At 52.3% G+C, this 17,164-nt stretch carries 16 protein-coding genes, 3 tRNA genes and 1 riboswitch; of the genes, 15 read left to right on the top strand and 4 right to left on the bottom strand.

Translation table 11 applies throughout. The annotated features are described in order from the left end of the window. Positions 1–8: 8 nt before the first annotated feature. The 7 genes from licT (at position 9) to B5E77_RS10850 (ending at position 6,620) form a co-directional block, all read left to right on the top strand. The gene (licT, locus tag B5E77_RS10880) at positions 9–866 is read left to right on the top strand and encodes a BglG family transcription antiterminator LicT (RefSeq protein ID WP_087165484.1); all 858 of its coding nucleotides are present in this window, start codon (positions 9–11) and stop codon (positions 864–866) included. A 102-nt stretch (positions 867–968) separates the two neighbouring features. Further along, on the top strand, positions 969–2,825 hold the full coding sequence (locus tag B5E77_RS10875; RefSeq protein ID WP_087165401.1) for a beta-glucoside-specific PTS transporter subunit IIABC: 1,857 nt from the start codon (positions 969–971) through the stop codon (positions 2,823–2,825). A 65-nt stretch (positions 2,826–2,890) separates the two neighbouring features. After that, on the top strand, positions 2,891–4,300 hold the full coding sequence (locus B5E77_RS10870) for a glycoside hydrolase family 1 protein (RefSeq protein WP_087165400.1): 1,410 nt from the start codon (positions 2,891–2,893) through the stop codon (positions 4,298–4,300). 285 nt (positions 4,301–4,585) lie between these two features. Further along, positions 4,586–5,632, top strand: coding sequence for a PD-(D/E)XK nuclease family transposase (locus B5E77_RS10865; protein WP_162609686.1), 1,047 nt, complete (start codon positions 4,586–4,588; stop codon positions 5,630–5,632). Between the two features lie 229 nt (positions 5,633–5,861). After that, a tRNA-Phe gene (locus B5E77_RS10860) sits at positions 5,862–5,934 on the top strand. Positions 5,935–5,947: 13 nt separating this feature from the next. Beyond that, positions 5,948–6,018: transfer RNA gene (locus B5E77_RS10855), tRNA-Gly, on the top strand. Positions 6,019–6,251: 233 nt separating this feature from the next. Beyond that, a complete protein-coding gene (locus B5E77_RS10850) occupies positions 6,252–6,620 on the top strand; it encodes a hypothetical protein (RefSeq protein ID WP_087165398.1) in 369 nt (122 codons plus the stop codon). Positions 6,621–6,722: 102 nt separating this feature from the next. Here B5E77_RS10850 and B5E77_RS10845 read toward each other — a convergent pair whose 3' ends face one another. Further along, complete coding sequence (locus B5E77_RS10845) at positions 6,723–7,247, bottom strand: TetR/AcrR family transcriptional regulator (protein WP_087165397.1); 525 nt, start codon at positions 7,245–7,247, stop codon at positions 6,723–6,725. 221 nt (positions 7,248–7,468) lie between these two features. Here B5E77_RS10845 and B5E77_RS10840 point away from each other — a divergent pair, with 221 nt between their 5' ends. Further along, on the top strand, positions 7,469–8,125 hold the full coding sequence (locus B5E77_RS10840) for a glycerol-3-phosphate acyltransferase (RefSeq protein ID WP_087165396.1): 657 nt from the start codon (positions 7,469–7,471) through the stop codon (positions 8,123–8,125). After that, a complete protein-coding gene (locus tag B5E77_RS10835) occupies positions 8,082–9,263 on the top strand; it encodes an MGDG synthase family glycosyltransferase (RefSeq protein WP_143468622.1) in 1,182 nt (393 codons plus the stop codon). The genes B5E77_RS10840 and B5E77_RS10835 overlap by 44 nt, the downstream gene beginning before the upstream one ends. 109 nt (positions 9,264–9,372) lie before the next feature. On the opposite strand, the gene B5E77_RS10830 is transcribed toward B5E77_RS10835, so the two are convergent. Beyond that, on the bottom strand, positions 9,373–10,605 hold the full coding sequence (locus B5E77_RS10830) for a DUF4026 domain-containing protein (RefSeq protein ID WP_242963701.1): 1,233 nt from the start codon (positions 10,603–10,605) through the stop codon (positions 9,373–9,375). 168 nt (positions 10,606–10,773) lie between these two features. Continuing rightward, positions 10,774–10,871: riboswitch (THF riboswitch) on the top strand. An 83-nt stretch (positions 10,872–10,954) separates the two neighbouring features. On the opposite strand from B5E77_RS10830, the gene folE reads away from it, so the two are divergent. Genes folE through folK form a run of 4 tightly spaced genes read left to right on the top strand, consistent with a single transcriptional unit; the run spans position 10,955 to position 13,665 of the window. Beyond that, the gene (folE, locus tag B5E77_RS10825; protein ID WP_087165393.1) at positions 10,955–11,515 is read left to right on the top strand and encodes a GTP cyclohydrolase I FolE; all 561 of its coding nucleotides are present in this window, start codon (positions 10,955–10,957) and stop codon (positions 11,513–11,515) included. Beyond that, positions 11,512–12,021 carry an HD domain-containing protein gene (locus tag B5E77_RS10820; protein ID WP_330394681.1) on the top strand — a complete coding sequence of 170 codons (510 nt, stop codon included), beginning with the start codon at positions 11,512–11,514 and terminating at the stop codon, positions 12,019–12,021. The genes folE and B5E77_RS10820 overlap by 4 nt, the downstream gene beginning before the upstream one ends. After that, a complete protein-coding gene (folP, locus tag B5E77_RS10815) occupies positions 12,018–12,836 on the top strand; it encodes a dihydropteroate synthase (RefSeq protein WP_087165392.1) in 819 nt (272 codons plus the stop codon). Before B5E77_RS10820 ends, folP begins: the two co-directional genes overlap by 4 nt. A gap of 1 nt (position 12,837) precedes the next feature. Further along, positions 12,838–13,665: a 2-amino-4-hydroxy-6-hydroxymethyldihydropteridine diphosphokinase gene (folK, locus tag B5E77_RS10810; protein WP_087165391.1), complete on the top strand. Its 828-nt coding sequence runs from the start codon at positions 12,838–12,840 to the stop codon at positions 13,663–13,665. Here the strand turns inward: folK and B5E77_RS10805 are convergent. Continuing rightward, positions 13,662–13,892 (bottom strand): putative signal transducing protein, encoded by a 231-nt coding sequence (locus tag B5E77_RS10805; RefSeq protein ID WP_087165390.1) that lies wholly within the window; start codon positions 13,890–13,892, stop codon positions 13,662–13,664. The two genes, folK and B5E77_RS10805, sit on opposite strands and share 4 nt — an antisense overlap. Before the next feature lie 144 nt (positions 13,893–14,036). Then, positions 14,037–14,124, bottom strand: a tRNA-Ser gene (locus B5E77_RS10800). Between the two features lie 224 nt (positions 14,125–14,348). Here B5E77_RS10800 and B5E77_RS10795 point away from each other — a divergent pair. Continuing rightward, positions 14,349–15,422 carry a 6-phosphofructokinase gene (locus B5E77_RS10795; RefSeq protein WP_087165482.1) on the top strand — a complete coding sequence of 358 codons (1,074 nt, stop codon included), beginning with the start codon at positions 14,349–14,351 and terminating at the stop codon, positions 15,420–15,422. Positions 15,423–15,535: 113 nt separating this feature from the next. Continuing rightward, a complete protein-coding gene (gene dnaX, locus B5E77_RS10790) occupies positions 15,536–17,164 on the top strand; it encodes a DNA polymerase III subunit gamma/tau (RefSeq protein ID WP_087165389.1) in 1,629 nt (542 codons plus the stop codon).

Here is a 17,164-nt window from a genome sequence, read left to right as displayed (position 1 = left end):
GGAGAAAAATGGGAGGGAAATATTACAGCATTGTCTGTGTTATCAACAACAATGTGGTCAGCGCTATGAATGAACGGCATCAGGAGCGGATACTCGTCGGGAAAGGCATCGGCTTTAAGGCGCACAAGGGCGATCTGGTGGATGCCGCAAAGATAGATAAGGAGTATTTCCTGAAATCAAAATCTATAGCAGGAAAGCTGTACGCGCTTCTGGCCCAGACGCCTGAGAGCTACATGGAAATCGCAGACAAAATCGTGAAAAAGGCGCAGGAAGAGCTGAACAAGGAGCTGGACGAAAGTGTGTTTCTGAATCTGATCGACCACATGTCCTTCGCAGTGTCGCGGATGGAAAAGGGGCTGGAGTTCAAGAATACGCTTCTCTGGGAAATCGTCCATTTCTATCCGGTCGAATACAAAATCGCGGAATACGGCCTGGAGCTCCTGAAGGAGTATACAGGCTGCGAGCTGCCGCCGGATGAGGCGGGGAGCATCGCGATGCACATTGTCAATGCGGAATTCGATCAGGCGGACCGGAATGACGCCGTGCGCATGACAGAGCTGATACATAAGATTGTCAGTGTGGTCCGCTACCAGTTCCACACGAATTTTGATGAAAATTCCGTTCATTTTGTGCGTTTCATTACGCATCTGAAATTTTTCGCGTCCAGGTTCTTTTCCGGGAAAATGCTGAACGGAGAGGGCGGCGCGCTTCTGGAGATGGTCCAGAAGCAGTACTCGGAAGCCTATGAGTGCGCCAGGAAAATCCGCAGCCTGATAGAGCAGGATTATCAGACAGAGATACCAGAGGAAGAGATGATTTATCTGACGGTATACATAAAGAGAATTACGACGGCGGAAGAAGAATAACGAAAGACAATAGAGGTTGAAAACTGATTTGCAGGCTTACTGCAGGAGCAGGCAAAGGAGTTTCACATAAATCAAGATAATTACTTTCAGGAGGGGTTCTAAATGGATTACAAAAAGACAGCGGCCGACATTCTGGAACTGGTCGGCGGCGAAAAGAATGTAGCCAGCGTGACAAACTGTATGACACGTCTGCGATTTGTTTTGAACGATGCCGGAAAGGCTGATGTAGAGGGCCTGAAAAAGGTAAAGGGCGTCCAGGGAGTAGTCACCAAAAACGGACAGTTTCAGGTCGTAATCGGAACAGATGTGAGCCACGTATGCGATGAGATCAAGAAAATGGGACATTTCGGGGAGGAGACACAGGCTCCGAAAGAGAAGAAAGGAATTGTGGCAGGCTTTTTCGGCGGCCTGACGGCTATCTTCCAGCCGATCATTCCGGCTCTGGCTGGTTCCGGTATGATCAAGGCGCTGCTGGCCCTGCTCGTATTTGTAGGCTGGGTTGACAGCGGCTCCCAGACCTATCAGATTTTCAATGCCTTTGGCGACGCGCTGTTCAGCTTCATGCCGTTTATGCTTGCGTTCTCGGCCGCAAAATATTTCGGCTGCAACCAGTATGTATCGGCGGCTCTGGCAGGAGTGCTTCTGCACAGCAGCTTCACTTCACTGGAAGCTCCGATTCTCCTGTTCGGTTTCGTTCCGGTTACACAGGTAAGCTACGGCGGAAGCGTTGTGCCGATTCTTCTGATTGTGTGGGCACAGTCTTACATCGAGCGTTTTGCAAATAAGATTTCACCCAAGAGTGTGAAGATTTTCCTTGCGCCGCTTTTGACCATTATTGTAACAGGCTGCCTTGGAATCACGATCCTTGGACCGCTTGGCAACCTGGTAGGACAGGGACTGGCGGTAGGCTTCAACTGGCTGAATGATTACGCAGGCTGGGTTATTCCGTTCCTGATGGGAACCTTCTGTCCGTTCTTCGTTATGACTGGTATGCATTACTGCTTTGCCCCGATTCAGACAATTCAGTATGCGACGCTGGGATACGGAACCATCCTTGGACCGGGTATGCTGGCTTCCAATATCGCACAGGGCACTGCTTCTCTGGTAGTCGGCCTGAAGTCAAAGAACAAGGACCTGAAGCAGCTGGGTATCTCTGCAGGCTTCACAGGACTGATGGGTATCACGGAGCCGGCTCTGTACGGAGTTACTCTGAAATACAAGAGACCGCTGTATGCAGCCATGATCGGCGGCGGTGTGGCAGGCCTGTACGCAGGTATCACAGGAATTCATACATATTCTTCCACGACTGCGGGTCTTCTGGCGCTGCCGGTATACATCGGAGGTTCCGGCTTTGGAAATGTGATCAACGCAGCAATCACGATCGTGATTTCCATGATTGTAACCGCTGTTGCTACCCTGCTTCTCGGTTTCGATGATCCGGTGGAGGAGCTGGCGGAAGAGACTCCTGCTGTGGAGAAAAAAGAGGAGGAGCAGGCTCCTTCCATGAGAATCGAAATCGCTTCTCCTGTAAAGGGAACGGAGATTCCGCTGAGCGAGGTGAAGGACGAGGTATTCTCCAAAAACATCGTAGGAAAGGGCGCTGCTGTCATTCCTTCTGAGGGAAAGGTGTATTCTCCCGTAGACGGAACAGTCGCTTCTGTGTTTGATACGAAGCATGCCATCGGCCTTGTGTCGGAAGAGGGAGTAGAGGTCCTGATCCATGTGGGCCTTGACACGGTGGAGCTGGGTGGACAGCATTTCACAGCGCACGTAGCCCAGGATGATAAGGTCACGAAGGGACAGCTGCTTCTGGAGTTTGACATGGATGCCATAAAGGCAGCAGGCTATGACATCGTTACTCCGGTTGTCATCAGCAATACGGACAGCTATCTGGATGTGCTGGCTGCGGACGCCGGAGAAATAAATGCTGGCGATATGCTGATTACCATTGTAAAATAAAAAGAGCTGAATAACTGCGGGCGGCGTCCTCCGGACGCCGCCTGAACATCATAAGGAGACAAAGCATGAGTTTTCCAAAAGAGTTTCTTTGGGGCGGCGCTGTAGCCGCCAATCAGTGTGAGGGAGCCTGGAACGAGGACGGCAAGGGACCTTCCATTCAGGACGTGATGCCGAAGGGCGTCATGGGGCCGGTGTCAGAGAAGCCGGAGCCTTCCAATCTGAAGCTGGTGGGAATCGATTTCTACCACCGGTATGAGGAGGACATCCGCCTTCTGGCCGGGATGGGATTTAAGGTATTCCGCCTGTCCATTGCCTGGAGCCGCATTTTCCCGCGGGGAGATGAGGAGGAACCCAATGAGGCCGGGCTGGCTTTTTATGACAAAGTATTTGACGCCTGCCTGCGTTACGGTATGGAACCGCTTGTAACGCTGTCCCATTATGAGACCCCGCTTTATCTGGCGCAGCATTATGACGGCTGGAGGGACAGGAGGCTGATCGGATTTTTCGAGAGGTACTGCCGTACGGTATTTGCCCGTTACCGGGACAAAGTGAAGTACTGGATTACCTTCAACGAGATCAATGCCATCTGGAATTTCCCGCTGATGGGCGCCGGAATCTGGACGTCGAAGGAGAAGCTGAGCAGCCAGGATAAATACCAGGCGGCCCATCACGAATTTGTGGCCAGCGCTCTTGCGACGAAGCTTCTGCATGAAATGATTCCGGGTGCGAAGATGGGCTGCATGGTGCTGGGAGCGCTCAGCTACCCGATGACGCCGAAGCCTGAGGACATGATTGCGATGATGGAGGCGGACCGTAATGTCATGTTCTTTGCTGACGTACAGGCCAGAGGCTATTACCCGGGCTATATCCGCAAGCTTTGGGAGAGAGAAGGCATAGAGATTCAGATGGAGCCGGGAGACGAAGAGCTGCTGAAAAATACCGTGGATTATATCTCCTTCAGCTATTATATGAGCAAATGCACGGCAGCAGACTGTTCCCAGTATCAGAAGGGCGCGGGAAATCTGACCAGCGGCGTAAAGAATCCCTATCTGAAGGAGAGCGAGTGGGGATGGCAGATCGATCCGCAGGGACTGCGTTATACGCTGAATTATTTTTATGATCGTTACCAGAAGCCCCTGTTTGTGGCTGAGAACGGCCTGGGCGCAGTGGACAGGCTGGTGGAAGGCCCGGACGGACAGCCGACAGTTCAGGATGATTACCGTATCGAATATCTGCGCGACCATCTCCTGGAGGTGGAGAAGGCCCTGGAGGATGGCGTGGATGTCATGGGATATGCCGCATGGGGCTGCATCGATCTGGTCAGCGCCTCTTCCGCGCAGCTGAAAAAGCGTTATGGCTTTATCTATGTGGACCGGAACGACGACGGAACGGGTACGCTGGCGCGCTATAAAAAGAAGAGCTATGACTGGTACCGGGAAGTGATTGCGACGAATGGGGCGAGCCTGAAGGAATAGGCTCCCGGACTGCGGAAAGGCAGATAAAACGGATTCGATAAAACCGAGTTTAAATCAATAAAAATGCAGCGGCGAAAGAATGGAACCGCTGCATTTTTATGCAGTCAAGAGGTGATTTGCGGGGCGTCCGGTTTATATCCGGCCTGTTTCACTTGTTCTTGTGTTAACTGGAATTATATGGTAACATGAAAAAGTACTGATCGGTACATGTTTCCTGGCAGTTCGCCGGAAGAATCCCAATATTATTTTTCAGTTATTCATGTAAAAAGGAAGGAAACACGGTTCATGACACAGGGATTGCATGGTTTATGGCAGGCTGTGACGTGGGATACCGCGCCGCAGACAAAGGAGGAAACCCTGGAGCTTCTGAAAAAATCACCTGCTCTTCACAGAAGCTATCAGAGTTTAAGTTATAACTGGAAAGAGAGGTTTCTTGATTTTTGTATCGGAAAAAAGTCTCTTCCTCTTACATATGATCCGTTTTTCAAGTATCTTTTTGATCCGGAGATACATGGAGACAGGCTTTCCCGTTTTGTTTCCAGTCTGCTTGGCTTTGAAGTGAAGATCCTGCGTGTTCTGCCGGGCGAAGACAGAATGATAGACGGAGAGAGCTGTCTGATCATGGACCTGCTGGCTGAGACTGCGGACGGGGCCCTGTGCAATGTAGAGATTCAGAAGCAGGGCTACGCCTTTCCGGCAGAGCGCATCTCCTGTTATTCTGCAGATCTGGTTATGCGTCAGTACATGAGGGTCAGGGGACAGGCAGAAACGTTCTCCTACAGAGACATCAAAAAAGTCTATGTAATCGTGCTTTTTGAGAAAAGCACGGCGGTATTTCATCGGCATCCTGCATCATATCTTCATTACGGAAAGACCTGTTTTGATACAGGGCTTGAGATGGAGCTTTTGCAGGAATTCTGCCTCATAGCCCTTGACGTATTCCGGGAAATCCCGTATTCTGAAGATGAAAAGAGTGAACAGAAAGCGTGGCTTTCTCTGCTGACGACGGAGAATCTGAAAGATGCAGAACGGCAGATTCAAAATTATCCGTGGCTGGAGGAGATTTACCGGGAGATTGCCATGCTGCGCCAGAGACCGGAGGAGGTGCTCGGGATGTGGTCGGAAGCACTGCGGATATTGGATGAAAACACATTAAAATATTATGTGGAAGAGCTGGAAGAAAAGCTTCGGAAAGTAACAGAAGAAAAAGATGCGGAGCTGCAGAAAGTGGCAAAAGAAAAGGATACGGAACTGCAGAAAATAACAGAAGAGAAAGACGCCGAAATCGCGGAGCTGAAGAAGCTGCTGAAAGAACAGGCGGAAAGAAATTAGCAGAAAGACCGGGAACATCCAGGAAAACAAAAAAATCACAACGAAAGAGAAGCGGCCGGGCTGGGACATCAGTCCGGCTTTTTATACGGAGAGAAGGACGCCGTTTGCTGATAGAAAATGGCTTTTTTCAAGGAGCTCGAAAAAGTAAAAAAACAGCTTGACAAACCTTGCCAGTCATGATAAATTATTACCGTTGCGATACATAATAGCTGAATATGTACGAGCATCTGCCCAGATAGCTCAGTTGGTAGAGCAGAGGACTGAAAATCCTCGTGTCACTGGTTCGATTCCGGTTCTGGGCATTGAAGCTTATATGCGGGTGTAGTTCAATGGTAGAACACCAGCCTTCCAAGCTGGACACGTGGGTTCGATTCCCATCACCCGCTTCATGGAAAACAGGAATTCCTTATGGAAAGGGATTCCTGTTATTTTTTGGCGGGAAATGCTGCACTCTGTTAAATGACCGTGAAAAGGAGAGGCCTGGGCAGGCCGCAGAAAGGAAAATTCCGTTCAGAATAAATTAATATAATTCAAACAAAAAAGAAACACAATGAAAACAACAGAGGCTTATTCTTTTTTCATCAATTAATACACTGTTTTCAGGAAAGGAAAGAGGGAAATGAAAAAGAGTAGCTTTGCAGCAATGATTTTGGGAACCATCGGAGGAATTTTGTTTGCGCTTGGAATGTGTATGGCATTGATTCCGGAATGGAACGCATTTCGCCCAGGCGTTATTATGGGAGTTATCGGAGCGGTGGTGCTGTTGATTATGGTGCTGGTATGGAGAAGGATGGAAAACAAAGCGCCGGTCCATGTGTCAGGAAAAACCCTGGGAACTGTGCTCCTGGGAATTGCCGGCGCCCTGCTTTTGGGTGTGGGAATGTGTCTGACCATAGTGTGGAGCAACATGATTCTGGGAATTGTAATCGGAATCGTGGGAATTGTTGTACTGCTGTGCCTGATTCCCCTGACAAAGGGCCTGCAGTAAACGGGTAAACCTATCTGTGTGAGGCAGACATAAGCAGAGAAGACTGCGGAGACGGCTGGAGGCGCCGGCGTCCCCTGCGGTCTTCTTTTTATATCAAACATCCTAATCAGGCATCTTTTCCTGTATATCGTAGAGTATAGCGGCGATCTGTTCCGGCGTTTCCTGGTAACCCCGGAGAATCCAGGCGTTTACGATGCCGTAAAGCGCATAAGCGACCGCGCTGCTTCTGTAATAGGCATTGATATCTTTTCCTGGATTTTTGGAAACCAGGATCTGCAGGTAGGCATCCAGGATGACGTTCTGGTGCCCGGCAGCGTAAAGCCTGTCGGTTATGTTCCGGATGGACAGGCAGAATTCAAAAAACAGGCGGGCAGCGGCAGGCTCGTCATACCGAAGCTCTGTGATATGGCTTTGCTGCGCAAAGCGGCTCCACATACAGCACAGCTTAAATGCCAGAACCTCGTCCTTTGTTTTAAAATAGCGAAAATACGTAGAACGGCCGACGTCAGCCCTGGCCGTCATTTCTTCTATGCTGATTTTTTCTATCGGCTTCTCTTTCATCAATTCTAAAAGAGCTGTTCCCATACATTCTTTTAAATAGTCCGTAGTTGCTGTTGTTCTGCGCATGAGCCTTCTCCTCCCGACCCCTGTACGGAATAAGCAGTGAGACGATTTACAGGGGCACGTTTCTGAGAAACTAAAACGGGTCATTCGTTCCACTTTTTCACAGGCTCTTGACCTGCGGGATGTTTATGGTATGATTGCTTCTATGATACGAAAGTTTCTTTTATACTAGCATTTACTTTGCGCGCCGTCAACAGGCGGCTTCGGGATAAGAGGGGAGGAAGATGAGCACGATGGTTCGGGCGGCAATGTTTGCGGTGCTGGGATATCTGTCCGGCAGCGTGCTGTACGCGCGGGTGTTCGCCAGATTATTCCGGAAAGAGAATATGCTGGAGCAGAGCAGAGACCAAAATCCCGGGACAGCGAACGCCTTTTTGTATGGCGGCTTCTGGTGCGGGACGCTTACGCTGGTTTTTGACCTGCTGAAAGGATTTCTGCCGGTATATCTGTTTCTGCAGTATGGAAATCCGGGCCGTGTCCATCCCTTCCTGGTGGCGCTCGTTCTGGCAGCGCCCGTCATCGGGCATATATTTCCGCTGTTTTACGGATTGAAAGGCGGAAAGGGGATTGCCGTCACCTTCGGCTGCCTGGCAGGCCTGTATCCTGTGCTGCAGCCGCTGCTTGCGTTTGCGTTTTGTTTTCTTTTCTTTTCCCTGATAGTAAAAATATCACCGCATTTTTATCGGACGGTTTTTTCTTATGTGCTGTCGCTGGTGATCCTGATCAGGAGAATGAGAAATCCGGCCGTTATCTTTGGCTTCCTTGTGATCACAGCAGTTGTCCTTGTGAGACTGCATGCCAGCAGGGAAGAGAGAGGCCGACTGGAGGTGAAACTGTTTGGATGCTTTAATACTTTCCTGCGGGACAGGAGGCGGACATGACTCGGCGGGAATGGCGCTTGCGGAAGAGCTTGCGGGCCGTGGTCATCACACGGTGATGCTCAATCCATATACGCTGCACAGTGACCGGACAGCCGACTGGATTAACCGCGTTTATCTGCTTTTGGCCCAGAAGGCTCCGGGAGCCTTTGGCGCGCTTTACGGGGCGGGAGAGCTGTACAGGCGGCTGCCATTCCGGTCTCCGGTATATTTTGCCAACCGGGCTATGGTTCCTGTTATGCAGGACTATCTGAAGAACAATCATTTTGACGTGATTATTACGCCGCATCTGTTTCCGGCTGAAATTCTGACAAATATGAAGCGTGAGGGACTCTGTACGCCTGCTGTCGTGTTTGTTGCTACGGATTATATCTGCATTCCGTTCACAGAGGAAACGGACTGCGATGCCTATGTAGTTCCGTCTGCAGAGCTATCCGGAGTGTTTGCGGATTACGGTCTGCCGCGGGAAAGGCTGTATCCCTTTGGCATTCCGGTGCAGAGACGGTTTCGGCAGAAGGAAAGCCGTGAGGAGGTCCGGGCGCGGCTGGGACTTGATCCAGACAAAAAATATATTCTGGCAGCTGGGGGCAGCATGGGCGGAGGAAGTATCCGAAGAGCGATCCGGATCCTGAAGGAGGAAACAGCAGGGCGCAGGGATATAGAGCTTATTGCCATATGCGGAAGCAACCGGCGGCTGTATGAGGAGCTGAGCGCAGAAGAACTGCCTGGAATGAGGGTCATAGGCTATACCAGGGATATGGCTGATTATATGAAGGCGGCGGATGTGTTCGTCACCAAGCCCGGGGGACTGTCATCTACCGAGGCTGCGGCCTGCGGCGTACCTATCGTACATGTGGCGGCGATACCCGGGTGCGAAACCTGCAATGCCCGTTATTTCAGCAGCCATGGAATGAGCAGGGCGTGCCGGACTACAAAAGACGGGCTGCGTTCCATTTTTGAGATATTGGATCACGAAGAGATTCGTGCTGAAATGATCCGAAAGCAGCAGGAACAGGTTCATCAGGACGCTGCCGCGCAGATCTGCGGGCTTGCGGAGAGGCTGAGCCTGAGGCGCCGCGGCTCAGTGCCTGGCATGGAAACGGAACGGGCCGGAGGAATGGCCGCGGCTCTGGAGAGATAAGAAAACAAAAGACGAATATGCTTTGTGCAGGTGAAAGGAGACGCTGCGGGATGAGGAGAGCGTCCAGCCGTTTAAGATGGCAGGGTAAGGGTATTTACCGGAGCTGCGTTTACAGCTCCAGCAAATACACATCATCCGGTGAAATCCGTCTTTCCGGCGTAAAGATCAGCCAGTCTGTCAGATCCTCCGGGCCGAACTCGCATTCATATCCCTCATGGACGCCGGCCACGTAGTAGGGTTCCTGTGTAAGCCGGGCTTTGAAGCGGTCTCCCTGAATATCCAGAATTTCAAACCAGATATGTTCCCGACAGTTGTCCTCCGTGCGGTATTCTTCATCGATGAGCAGGCCGAATTTGCCCAGGAGCTTGTTCCGGCTGTCCCGGAAGGCAGCCGTAAAATAGGGCAGGCGCTCCGCGGCCAGATCGTGCATACGGTTCGTCTCGGACGTTGTGATCATATAGATGGGGTTATCCTGCAGGAGCTGATCATAGATGGAAAGAGAGGAATATTCGCCCTTGTCAATGCTTTCCTCAGATGGATAGACAAAGATAGAACAGCTCTCCTCGTTGTGCCCTTCTGTCCGGTCGCCTTTTCCGCCGGTCATATCCTCTGGATAATGCTCCACCGCATCAGCCCAGGGGATTAACGTGACGATCAGAGGAATGTCCTGAGTCACATAGGCCAGAAAAAAGGGTTCTCCATACCTGGGAAGCTCCTCTTGCTCGAGAAGCCGGTTCGCCAGGGTTTCCAGCACGTTGTAATGAGTCTGGTATGTATCTCTGGTGGAATTCAGGATCTCCAGCTCCGGACGGCCGCAGCGGTCTAATCCATGGGTGTGGAGCCAGACGCAGTCGTCTTCTCCGGACACGGCCTGGGCCGTGTAGAGATACCGGGGCGCGGGAGCGACCCGGGATTGGGCTGCCAGAGTGACCCAGCGGCCGGAGAGAATCTTTTCTGAGCTGTCGTCCAGCACGGCCAGCAGATCCGGAACCAGAGCGCAGATCAGCTTCAGCTGCAGGTGGTAAGAGGCCAGAGCGTTTTCGCCAAATTCCATTTCCACGGAAAGGCCGATTTGAGCCCTTTCGATAGCGTCCAGATCCACATCCGGAAAAAGGTGCTGGCAGCGGTAAAGCTCCGGAATCTGAAATTCTGTGGGAAAAATCTCTGCATGGTAAAGCTCTCCATCGGAAGCGATATCCAGATGAAGTATTTCGTCTTCCAGGCGGCTGGACTGAAGCTGAAATGCGCCTGTAGATTTTGCGCGCTTCAGCAGAATTTCCGGGTCATGCAGGGAATCGGGGCTGGCCGGAACTGCCAGCATCTGTGATAGGGGTCGGCTCATAGTCATGTCCTCCTGAATATTTTCCGTCAGGCGCCGGAGGCGCCTGACCGGGTCTGCGGGCTGTGCTGCCTTAAACGGCAGTAAAATGTGCGTAAAAATCTACTTTTATCTTGTACACCGACGCTAGGGTGTGCTATAATCTTGATTATATCAAACAAGAGAATAATATGCAAAATAGGTTTTCATGCGTCAAGTGTTCGGTGGATGGGGAGTTGCCGCCGAAACGAAAAGCTAAGTCTTACGATATGGAGACCGCACCCGTTGCAGCAATATAAGATAATAACGCATCTCATATTGTGAAGGGATATTTCGTCATATGTTCTGTCACACGAAGGAGGTGTGTTTTTTTATGATGGATTATGAGAAGATTAAGGCCGGCGTTCAGCTTCTGCTGGAGGGAATCGGCGAGGATGTGAACCGGGAGGGGCTTCTGGAGACTCCGGACCGGATCGCCCGTATGTGCCGGGAGATCTACGGCGGACTTTACGAGGACGCGGCCGTACATCTGAAAAAACAGTTTTCTGTGGAAAGAAATGATATCGTGATTGAGAAGGATATCACGTTCTATTCTGTCTGTGAACATCATTTACTCCCCTTTTATGGAAAAGCGCATATCGGATACCTGCCAAATGGCAGAGTGGTGGGCTTAAGCAAGCTTGCCCGGACGGTGGATGTATTTGCCAGAAGGCCGCAGATTCAGGAGAAGATGACGGCTCAGATCGCGCAGGCGCTGGAAGAAAATCTGCAGCCCCAGGGCGTGATCGTCATGCTGGAGGCAGAGCATACCTGTATGACCATGCGCGGTATCAAAAAGCCCGGAAGCAAGACCGTGACGATGGTGACGACAGGAGTGTTTCAGGACAATTATGAGCTTCAGAACCGCTTTCTGTCCATGGTGAGACAGGGATGATGGAAATGGAGCGTGTAAACCGGATTTGGCATCACAGGGGGTATCAGGAGTGCCTGGGGAAAATACGCGTCCATGAAGAGGCGAGAGAATTCTGCCGCCATACGCCGGAGCATTTCCTGGATGTAGCGAGGCTTACTTACATTCTGGCCCTGGAGGCAGGCAGCCTTCCGGAGAAACCGGAAGAACGAGAAGAGGCCAGAGAGCTGATCTACGCGGCGGGCCTGCTTCATGACATCGGCAGGCATCTTCAGTATGAAGAAGGCATTCCCCATGAAAAAGCCAGCGCAGAGATCGCAGAAGGAATCCTGTCGGACTGCGGCTTTGCGGAAGAGGAACGGGAACTGGTCCTTTATCTGATACGCAGCCACAGGACCAGACAGCAGGGAAAGGATCTGGCGCCCCTCTTTTACAGGGCGGACAAGCTTTCCCGGAACTGTTTTGCCTGTCCGGCTCAGGAAAAATGCGACTGGCCGGAGACGAAAAAGAATCTGGAGATTAAATTATGAAAATAGGAAACAGAGAGTTTGACGTAAGGAATAAAACATACATTATGGGAATCCTGAATGTGACGCCGGATTCCTTTTCGGACGGCGGAAAATGGAACTGCCTGGATGCGGCTGTTGCTCATGCGAAGGCCATGGCAGAGGAGGGCGCCGATATCCTCGATATCGGAGGAGAATCCACGCGCCCGGGCCATCAGCAGATTTCGGATGAGGAAGAGATTGCCCGCGTGGCGCCTGTGATTGAAGCAGTGAAACGGGAGCTTGACATTCCGGTTTCTGTGGATACCTATAAGTCCAAGGTGGCAGCCGCTGCCATAGAGGCAGGGGCGGATCTGGTCAATGACATCTGGGGACTGAAGTACGATCCGGAGATGGCGGGCCTGATCGCCCGTACCGGCACAGCCTGCTGTCTGATGCACAATAAGGACACCACAGAATATCAGGACTTTTTCCCGGATATGCTGCGGGAGACGGCGGAATGTGCCAAAATCGCCAGAGTGGCAGGGATTCCTGAGGACAAGATCATACTGGATCCGGGCATCGGCTTTGGAAAGACCCGGGAGATGAATCTGGAGACGCTGCATTATCTGGAAAGGTTCCACGGGCTGGGCTATCCCATGCTGCTGGGAGCTTCCCGGAAATCGGTGATCGGGCTGACGCTGGATCTTCCTGCGGATCAGCGGCTGGAAGGAACTCTCGTGACGACGGTTCTGGCTGTGATGAAGGGGTATGCGTTCGTGCGTGTCCATGACGTGAAGGAAAATCTGCGGACGGTGAGGATGACGGAGGCCATTCTGGCGGCCGGGCGGGAGAAATAGGATGGATAAAATACATATCAAAAATCTCGAAGTATTTGCGAAGCACGGGGTGTTTCCGGAAGAAAATGTGCTGGGACAGAAGTTTGTGATCTCGGCTGTACTTTATACCTCCACACGGGAGGCCGGGAAAACGGACGATTTGACGAAATCCATCCATTACGGAGAGGTCGGCCAGTTTATCACGGAGTTTATGAAGCAGAATACCTTTAAGCTCCTTGAGGCTGTGGCGGAGCGCATGGCAGAGGAGCTGCTTCTGAGAACGGAGCGTCTGGAAAAGGTCTGCCTGGAAATCAAAAAGCCCTGGGCGCCTGTGGGCCTTCCGCTGGAGACTGTCTCCGTGGAGATTGAACGGGGCTGGCACACGGCCTATATCGCACTTGGAGCCAATCTGGGAGATAAGGAGGCAAATCTGCGCCTTGGAGTGGAGGCTTTGCGCGCCACAAAGGGCTGTCAGGTGCTTGCGGTTTCCGATTTCCTTGTGACGGAGCCCTACGGCGGCGTAGAACAGGATGACTTCCTGAACGGAGCCATGAAGATCCGGACTCTGCTTACGCCCCACGAGCTTCTGGAACGGCTTCATGAGATTGAGCAGGAGGCAAAAAGGGAGCGCGTCGTCCGTTGGGGGCCGCGGACTCTCGATCTGGACATTCTCCTGTACGATGATCTGATTCTGGATGAGGAGGAACTGCATATCCCTCACATTGAGATGTATAAGAGGGATTTTGTGCTGAAGCCGCTGTGCCAGATCGCGCCCTATGTGCGCCATCCGGTGTACAACCGGACGGCAGCGGAGCTGCTGGCGGCGCTGGAAGCAGGCGCACAGGATTAAAGCCCGGCCTGAAGCAGCTTTCTGGCCTGGTCGGCATCCTTCTCTTCCACAAGAAAGGTGTGGACCAGTTCAAGGGGCTGTCCCATGCTGCCCAGAACAGCCGAATCCATCACATGAAGAGGAGAGCTGCTTTTGGTTTTGAGCTTATAAGGGATATTGTTTTTGCTTAAAAGCAGCTGTACCTGCTCCTTTTTACGGCTGTCCTTTGTAGAATACAGTTTTACCATTCTGTGTGCCCTCCTTGTATGGTTTCTGATTTTGAGTATAGCAAAGGCATGCCCCTGCCGGCTTGGGGAATATAGAGATTCCGTAAATAAAAAGAGGACATCATTCCATCCTTTTGGGCAGAGCAATGATGTCCTCTTTCTGAGCGGAGGAGGAGGGATTTGAACCCTCGCGCCGTGTTACCGACCTACTGGTGTTCGAAGCCAGACCCTTCAGCCGCTTGGGTACTCCTCCAGACTGTTATCTATCATACAATATCCGGAGAAAATTTTCAAGAGATTTCCTGCCGAAGATTCTGCGGGCTTGCCCGCTCTGGCTTTTTATGATAAAATTCAATTATTATAATTCCCGGAAACGGAGGAGAAGCCGGACACGGGGAAACCATGCAGGCGGGGGAAGATTACGTGCGTGAAGAGAAGCTGCATGGGCGAAATTTAAAAGAGATGGAGGCATGTTGTATGAAACGAATCGGAATGCTGACCAGCGGCGGAGACTGCCAGGCCCTGAACGCTACGATGCGCGGCATCGTAAAAGGAGTGTGCAACGCACTGGACGAGGTGGAGCTCTATGGATTTGAGGAAGGCTATAAGGGCCTGATTTACGGAAATTACCGGATGCTGACGCCCAGAGATTTTTCGGGAATTCTGACCAAGGGCGGAACGATTCTCGGAAGCTCCCGTCAGCCGTTTAAAATGATGAGAGTGCCGGATGAGAACGGACTGGACAAGGTGGAAGCCATGAAGCAGACGTATCACAAGCTGCGCCTGGACTGCCTTGTGATTCTGGGAGGCAACGGAACCCAGAAGACGGCGAACCTTCTGCGGGAGGAGGGCCTGAACATTCTTCATATGCCGAAAACGATTGACAATGATATCTGGGGAACAGACATGACCTTCGGGTTCCAGAGCGCGGTGGATATCGCGACGCAGGCCATCGACTGTATCCACACTACGGCGGCTTCCCATGGACGAGTATTCATCGTGGAGGTTATGGGCCACAAGGTGGGCCAGCTGACACTTCATGCAGGAATCGCAGGCGGAGCGGATATTATCCTGATTCCGGAGATTCCCTACAGCATCGACAGCATCTGCAAAGCGATCGAGGCCCGCAATAAGCAGAAAAAGGGCTTTACGATTCTGGCTGTAGCCGAGGGCGCTATCCCGAAGGAGCGCGCCGAGATGGGCAAGAAGGAGCTGAAGAAGTTCATGGAAACCTATCAGTATCCGACCGTTTCTTATGAGATTGCGGCTCAGCTTACCGAGCGTCTTGGCACAGAGGTCCGCGTGACAGTGCCCGGCCATACCCAGAGAGGCGGAAGTCCCTGCCCATACGACCGCGTGCTTTCTACGAGGCTGGGCGCGGCGGCAGCGCAGGCGATTGTAGACGACGCTTACGGATATATGATTGGTATCGTGAACAATGAGTGCGTCAGAATTCCGCTGGAGGAATCTGCGGGCAAGCTGAAGTTCATCGATCCGAATTCCTCGATTATTTCCGAGGCGAAGATGATTGGAATCAGCTTCGGCGATTAAGGACGGTTACAGGACCCGGGGCAGGGGCTCCGGGATGTGAAAGAGACGGATAGAAAGAAGAGACGGCTGCGAAGCATTTTGCGCAGCCGTTTCCAGATAAGGGGATTTGACCGATGTCGTATATGGCCCTTTACCGAAAGTTCCGGCCTTCTGAATTCAGCGAGGTACGGGGACAGGATCATATCGTAACTACACTGAAAAACCAGATAAAAGCGGACAGAATCGGCCATGCCTATCTGTTCTGCGGCACCAGAGGTACTGGAAAGACCACAGTCGCCAAGATTTTTGCGAAGGCGGTAAACTGTGAGCACCCGGTGGACGGGAACCCCTGTGGAGTATGTGCGGCCTGCCGCTCTATCGCGGCAGGCACTTCCATGAATGTGATAGAGATTGACGCGGCCTCCAACAACGGCGTGGACAATATCCGTGAGATACGCGAGGAGGTGGCCTATTCCCCCACGGAAGGGAAGTATAAGGTCTATATCATAGACGAGGTGCATATGCTTTCCATCGGGGCCTTTAACGCGCTTTTGAAGACTCTGGAGGAACCGCCCTCTTATGTCATTTTTATTTTGGCGACGACGGAGGTCCACAAGATTCCGGTGACGATCCTGTCCCGGTGCCAGCGGTATGATTTCCGCCGGATCACGGCGGATACCATCTCAGACCGGCTGCGGGAGCTGACAGAGAGGGAAGGCGTGCAGACGGAGGAGAAGGCTCTCCGTTATATTGCGAAAGCGGCGGACGGCTCTATGCGTGACGCGCTGAGTCTTCTTGACCAGTGCATTGCTTTTTATCTCGACCAGGAGCTGACCTACGATCATGTGCTGGATGTGCTGGGGGCTGTGGACACAGAGGTGTACAGCCGGCTGCTGCGGCTCACTTTAGACCAGGACCTGCCCGGCGTCATGGAGCAGATAGAAGAGCTGGTAGTACAGGGCAGGGAGCTTTCGCAGTTCGTGACGGATTTTACCTGGTACCTGAGAAACCTTCTTCTTCTGAAGACCTCTGATCACATGGAGGACGTGCTGGATGTCTCTACCGAAAACCTGAAGAGGCTTCAGGAGGAATCCAGGATGCTGGAGACAGATACGCTGATGCGCTATATCCGGATTTTTTCCGAGCTCGGCGGGCAGATCCGCTACGCCTCGCAGAAGCGGGTCCTCGTGGAGGTGGCCTTTATCAAGCTGTGCCGCCCGTCCATGGAGACGAATGCCGATGTGATTCTGGACAGGATCCGGATCCTTGAGCAGCAGTTTGAGGAAAGTATGGCAGAGCTTGCGGCAGGAGGCGCGTACCTTTACCAGAATCCGGGGATCCAGGCCGGGAGCGCGGCGGGAGGCGGCCCTGGCGCGGGAGCCCGGGGAAGGATGGGGGCACAGCAGGCGTCGGAGGCCCCGCCGCCTGCTCCGGAAGCGCTTCCGGAAGACGTGCAGGAGGTTGTGAAAAACTGGCCGGGCGTCACGGCACGCCTGCATCCGCTCCTCCGCACGTATCTGAAGGACGCGGGGCTGAAAGCCCTGGGCGGCGGAAAGCTTGGAATTATAGCAGCCACGCCCACAGGCGAAGCGTTTTTGAAGGAAGAAGCACATCTTCGTGAGATACGGAATGTGATTCTGCAGGACACGGGAAAGGAAATGGAGATTCTTGTGGCCTGCCGGGAGAGCGACCCGCATAAGGATGTGGGCGCGATCGATATAGAGCAGCTGATCCATACAGAGATCGAATACGAAGACGAATAG

The sequence above is a fragment of the Lachnoclostridium sp. An131 genome, assembly GCF_002160825.1.
Classification (GTDB): domain Bacteria; phylum Bacillota; class Clostridia; order Lachnospirales; family Lachnospiraceae; genus Laedolimicola.
This window is presented reverse-complemented; position numbering and strand designations above follow the sequence as displayed.

Excerpts from the sequence above, each read along its gene's own strand:
- licT (WP_087165484.1), top strand. The coding sequence starts at position 9 with ATGGGAGGGAAATATTACAGCATTGTCTGTGTTATCAACAACAATGTG.
- B5E77_RS10875 (WP_087165401.1), top strand. The coding sequence starts at position 969 with ATGGATTACAAAAAGACAGCGGCCGACATTCTGGAACTGGTCGGCGGC.
- B5E77_RS10870 (WP_087165400.1), top strand. The coding sequence starts at position 2,891 with ATGAGTTTTCCAAAAGAGTTTCTTTGGGGCGGCGCTGTAGCCGCCAAT.
- B5E77_RS10865 (WP_162609686.1), top strand. The coding sequence starts at position 4,586 with ATGACACAGGGATTGCATGGTTTATGGCAGGCTGTGACGTGGGATACC.
- B5E77_RS10850 (WP_087165398.1), top strand. The coding sequence starts at position 6,252 with ATGAAAAAGAGTAGCTTTGCAGCAATGATTTTGGGAACCATCGGAGGA.
- B5E77_RS10845 (WP_087165397.1), bottom strand. The coding sequence starts at position 7,247 with ATGCGCAGAACAACAGCAACTACGGACTATTTAAAAGAATGTATGGGA.
- B5E77_RS10840 (WP_087165396.1), top strand. The coding sequence starts at position 7,469 with ATGAGCACGATGGTTCGGGCGGCAATGTTTGCGGTGCTGGGATATCTG.
- B5E77_RS10830 (WP_242963701.1), bottom strand. The coding sequence starts at position 10,605 with ATGAGCCGACCCCTATCACAGATGCTGGCAGTTCCGGCCAGCCCCGAT.
- folE (WP_087165393.1), top strand. The coding sequence starts at position 10,955 with ATGATGGATTATGAGAAGATTAAGGCCGGCGTTCAGCTTCTGCTGGAG.
- B5E77_RS10820 (WP_330394681.1), top strand. The coding sequence starts at position 11,512 with ATGATGGAAATGGAGCGTGTAAACCGGATTTGGCATCACAGGGGGTAT.
- folP (WP_087165392.1), top strand. The coding sequence starts at position 12,018 with ATGAAAATAGGAAACAGAGAGTTTGACGTAAGGAATAAAACATACATT.
- folK (WP_087165391.1), top strand. The coding sequence starts at position 12,838 with ATGGATAAAATACATATCAAAAATCTCGAAGTATTTGCGAAGCACGGG.
- B5E77_RS10805 (WP_087165390.1), bottom strand. The coding sequence starts at position 13,892 with ATGGTAAAACTGTATTCTACAAAGGACAGCCGTAAAAAGGAGCAGGTA.
- B5E77_RS10795 (WP_087165482.1), top strand. The coding sequence starts at position 14,349 with ATGAAACGAATCGGAATGCTGACCAGCGGCGGAGACTGCCAGGCCCTG.
- dnaX (WP_087165389.1), top strand. The coding sequence starts at position 15,536 with ATGTCGTATATGGCCCTTTACCGAAAGTTCCGGCCTTCTGAATTCAGC.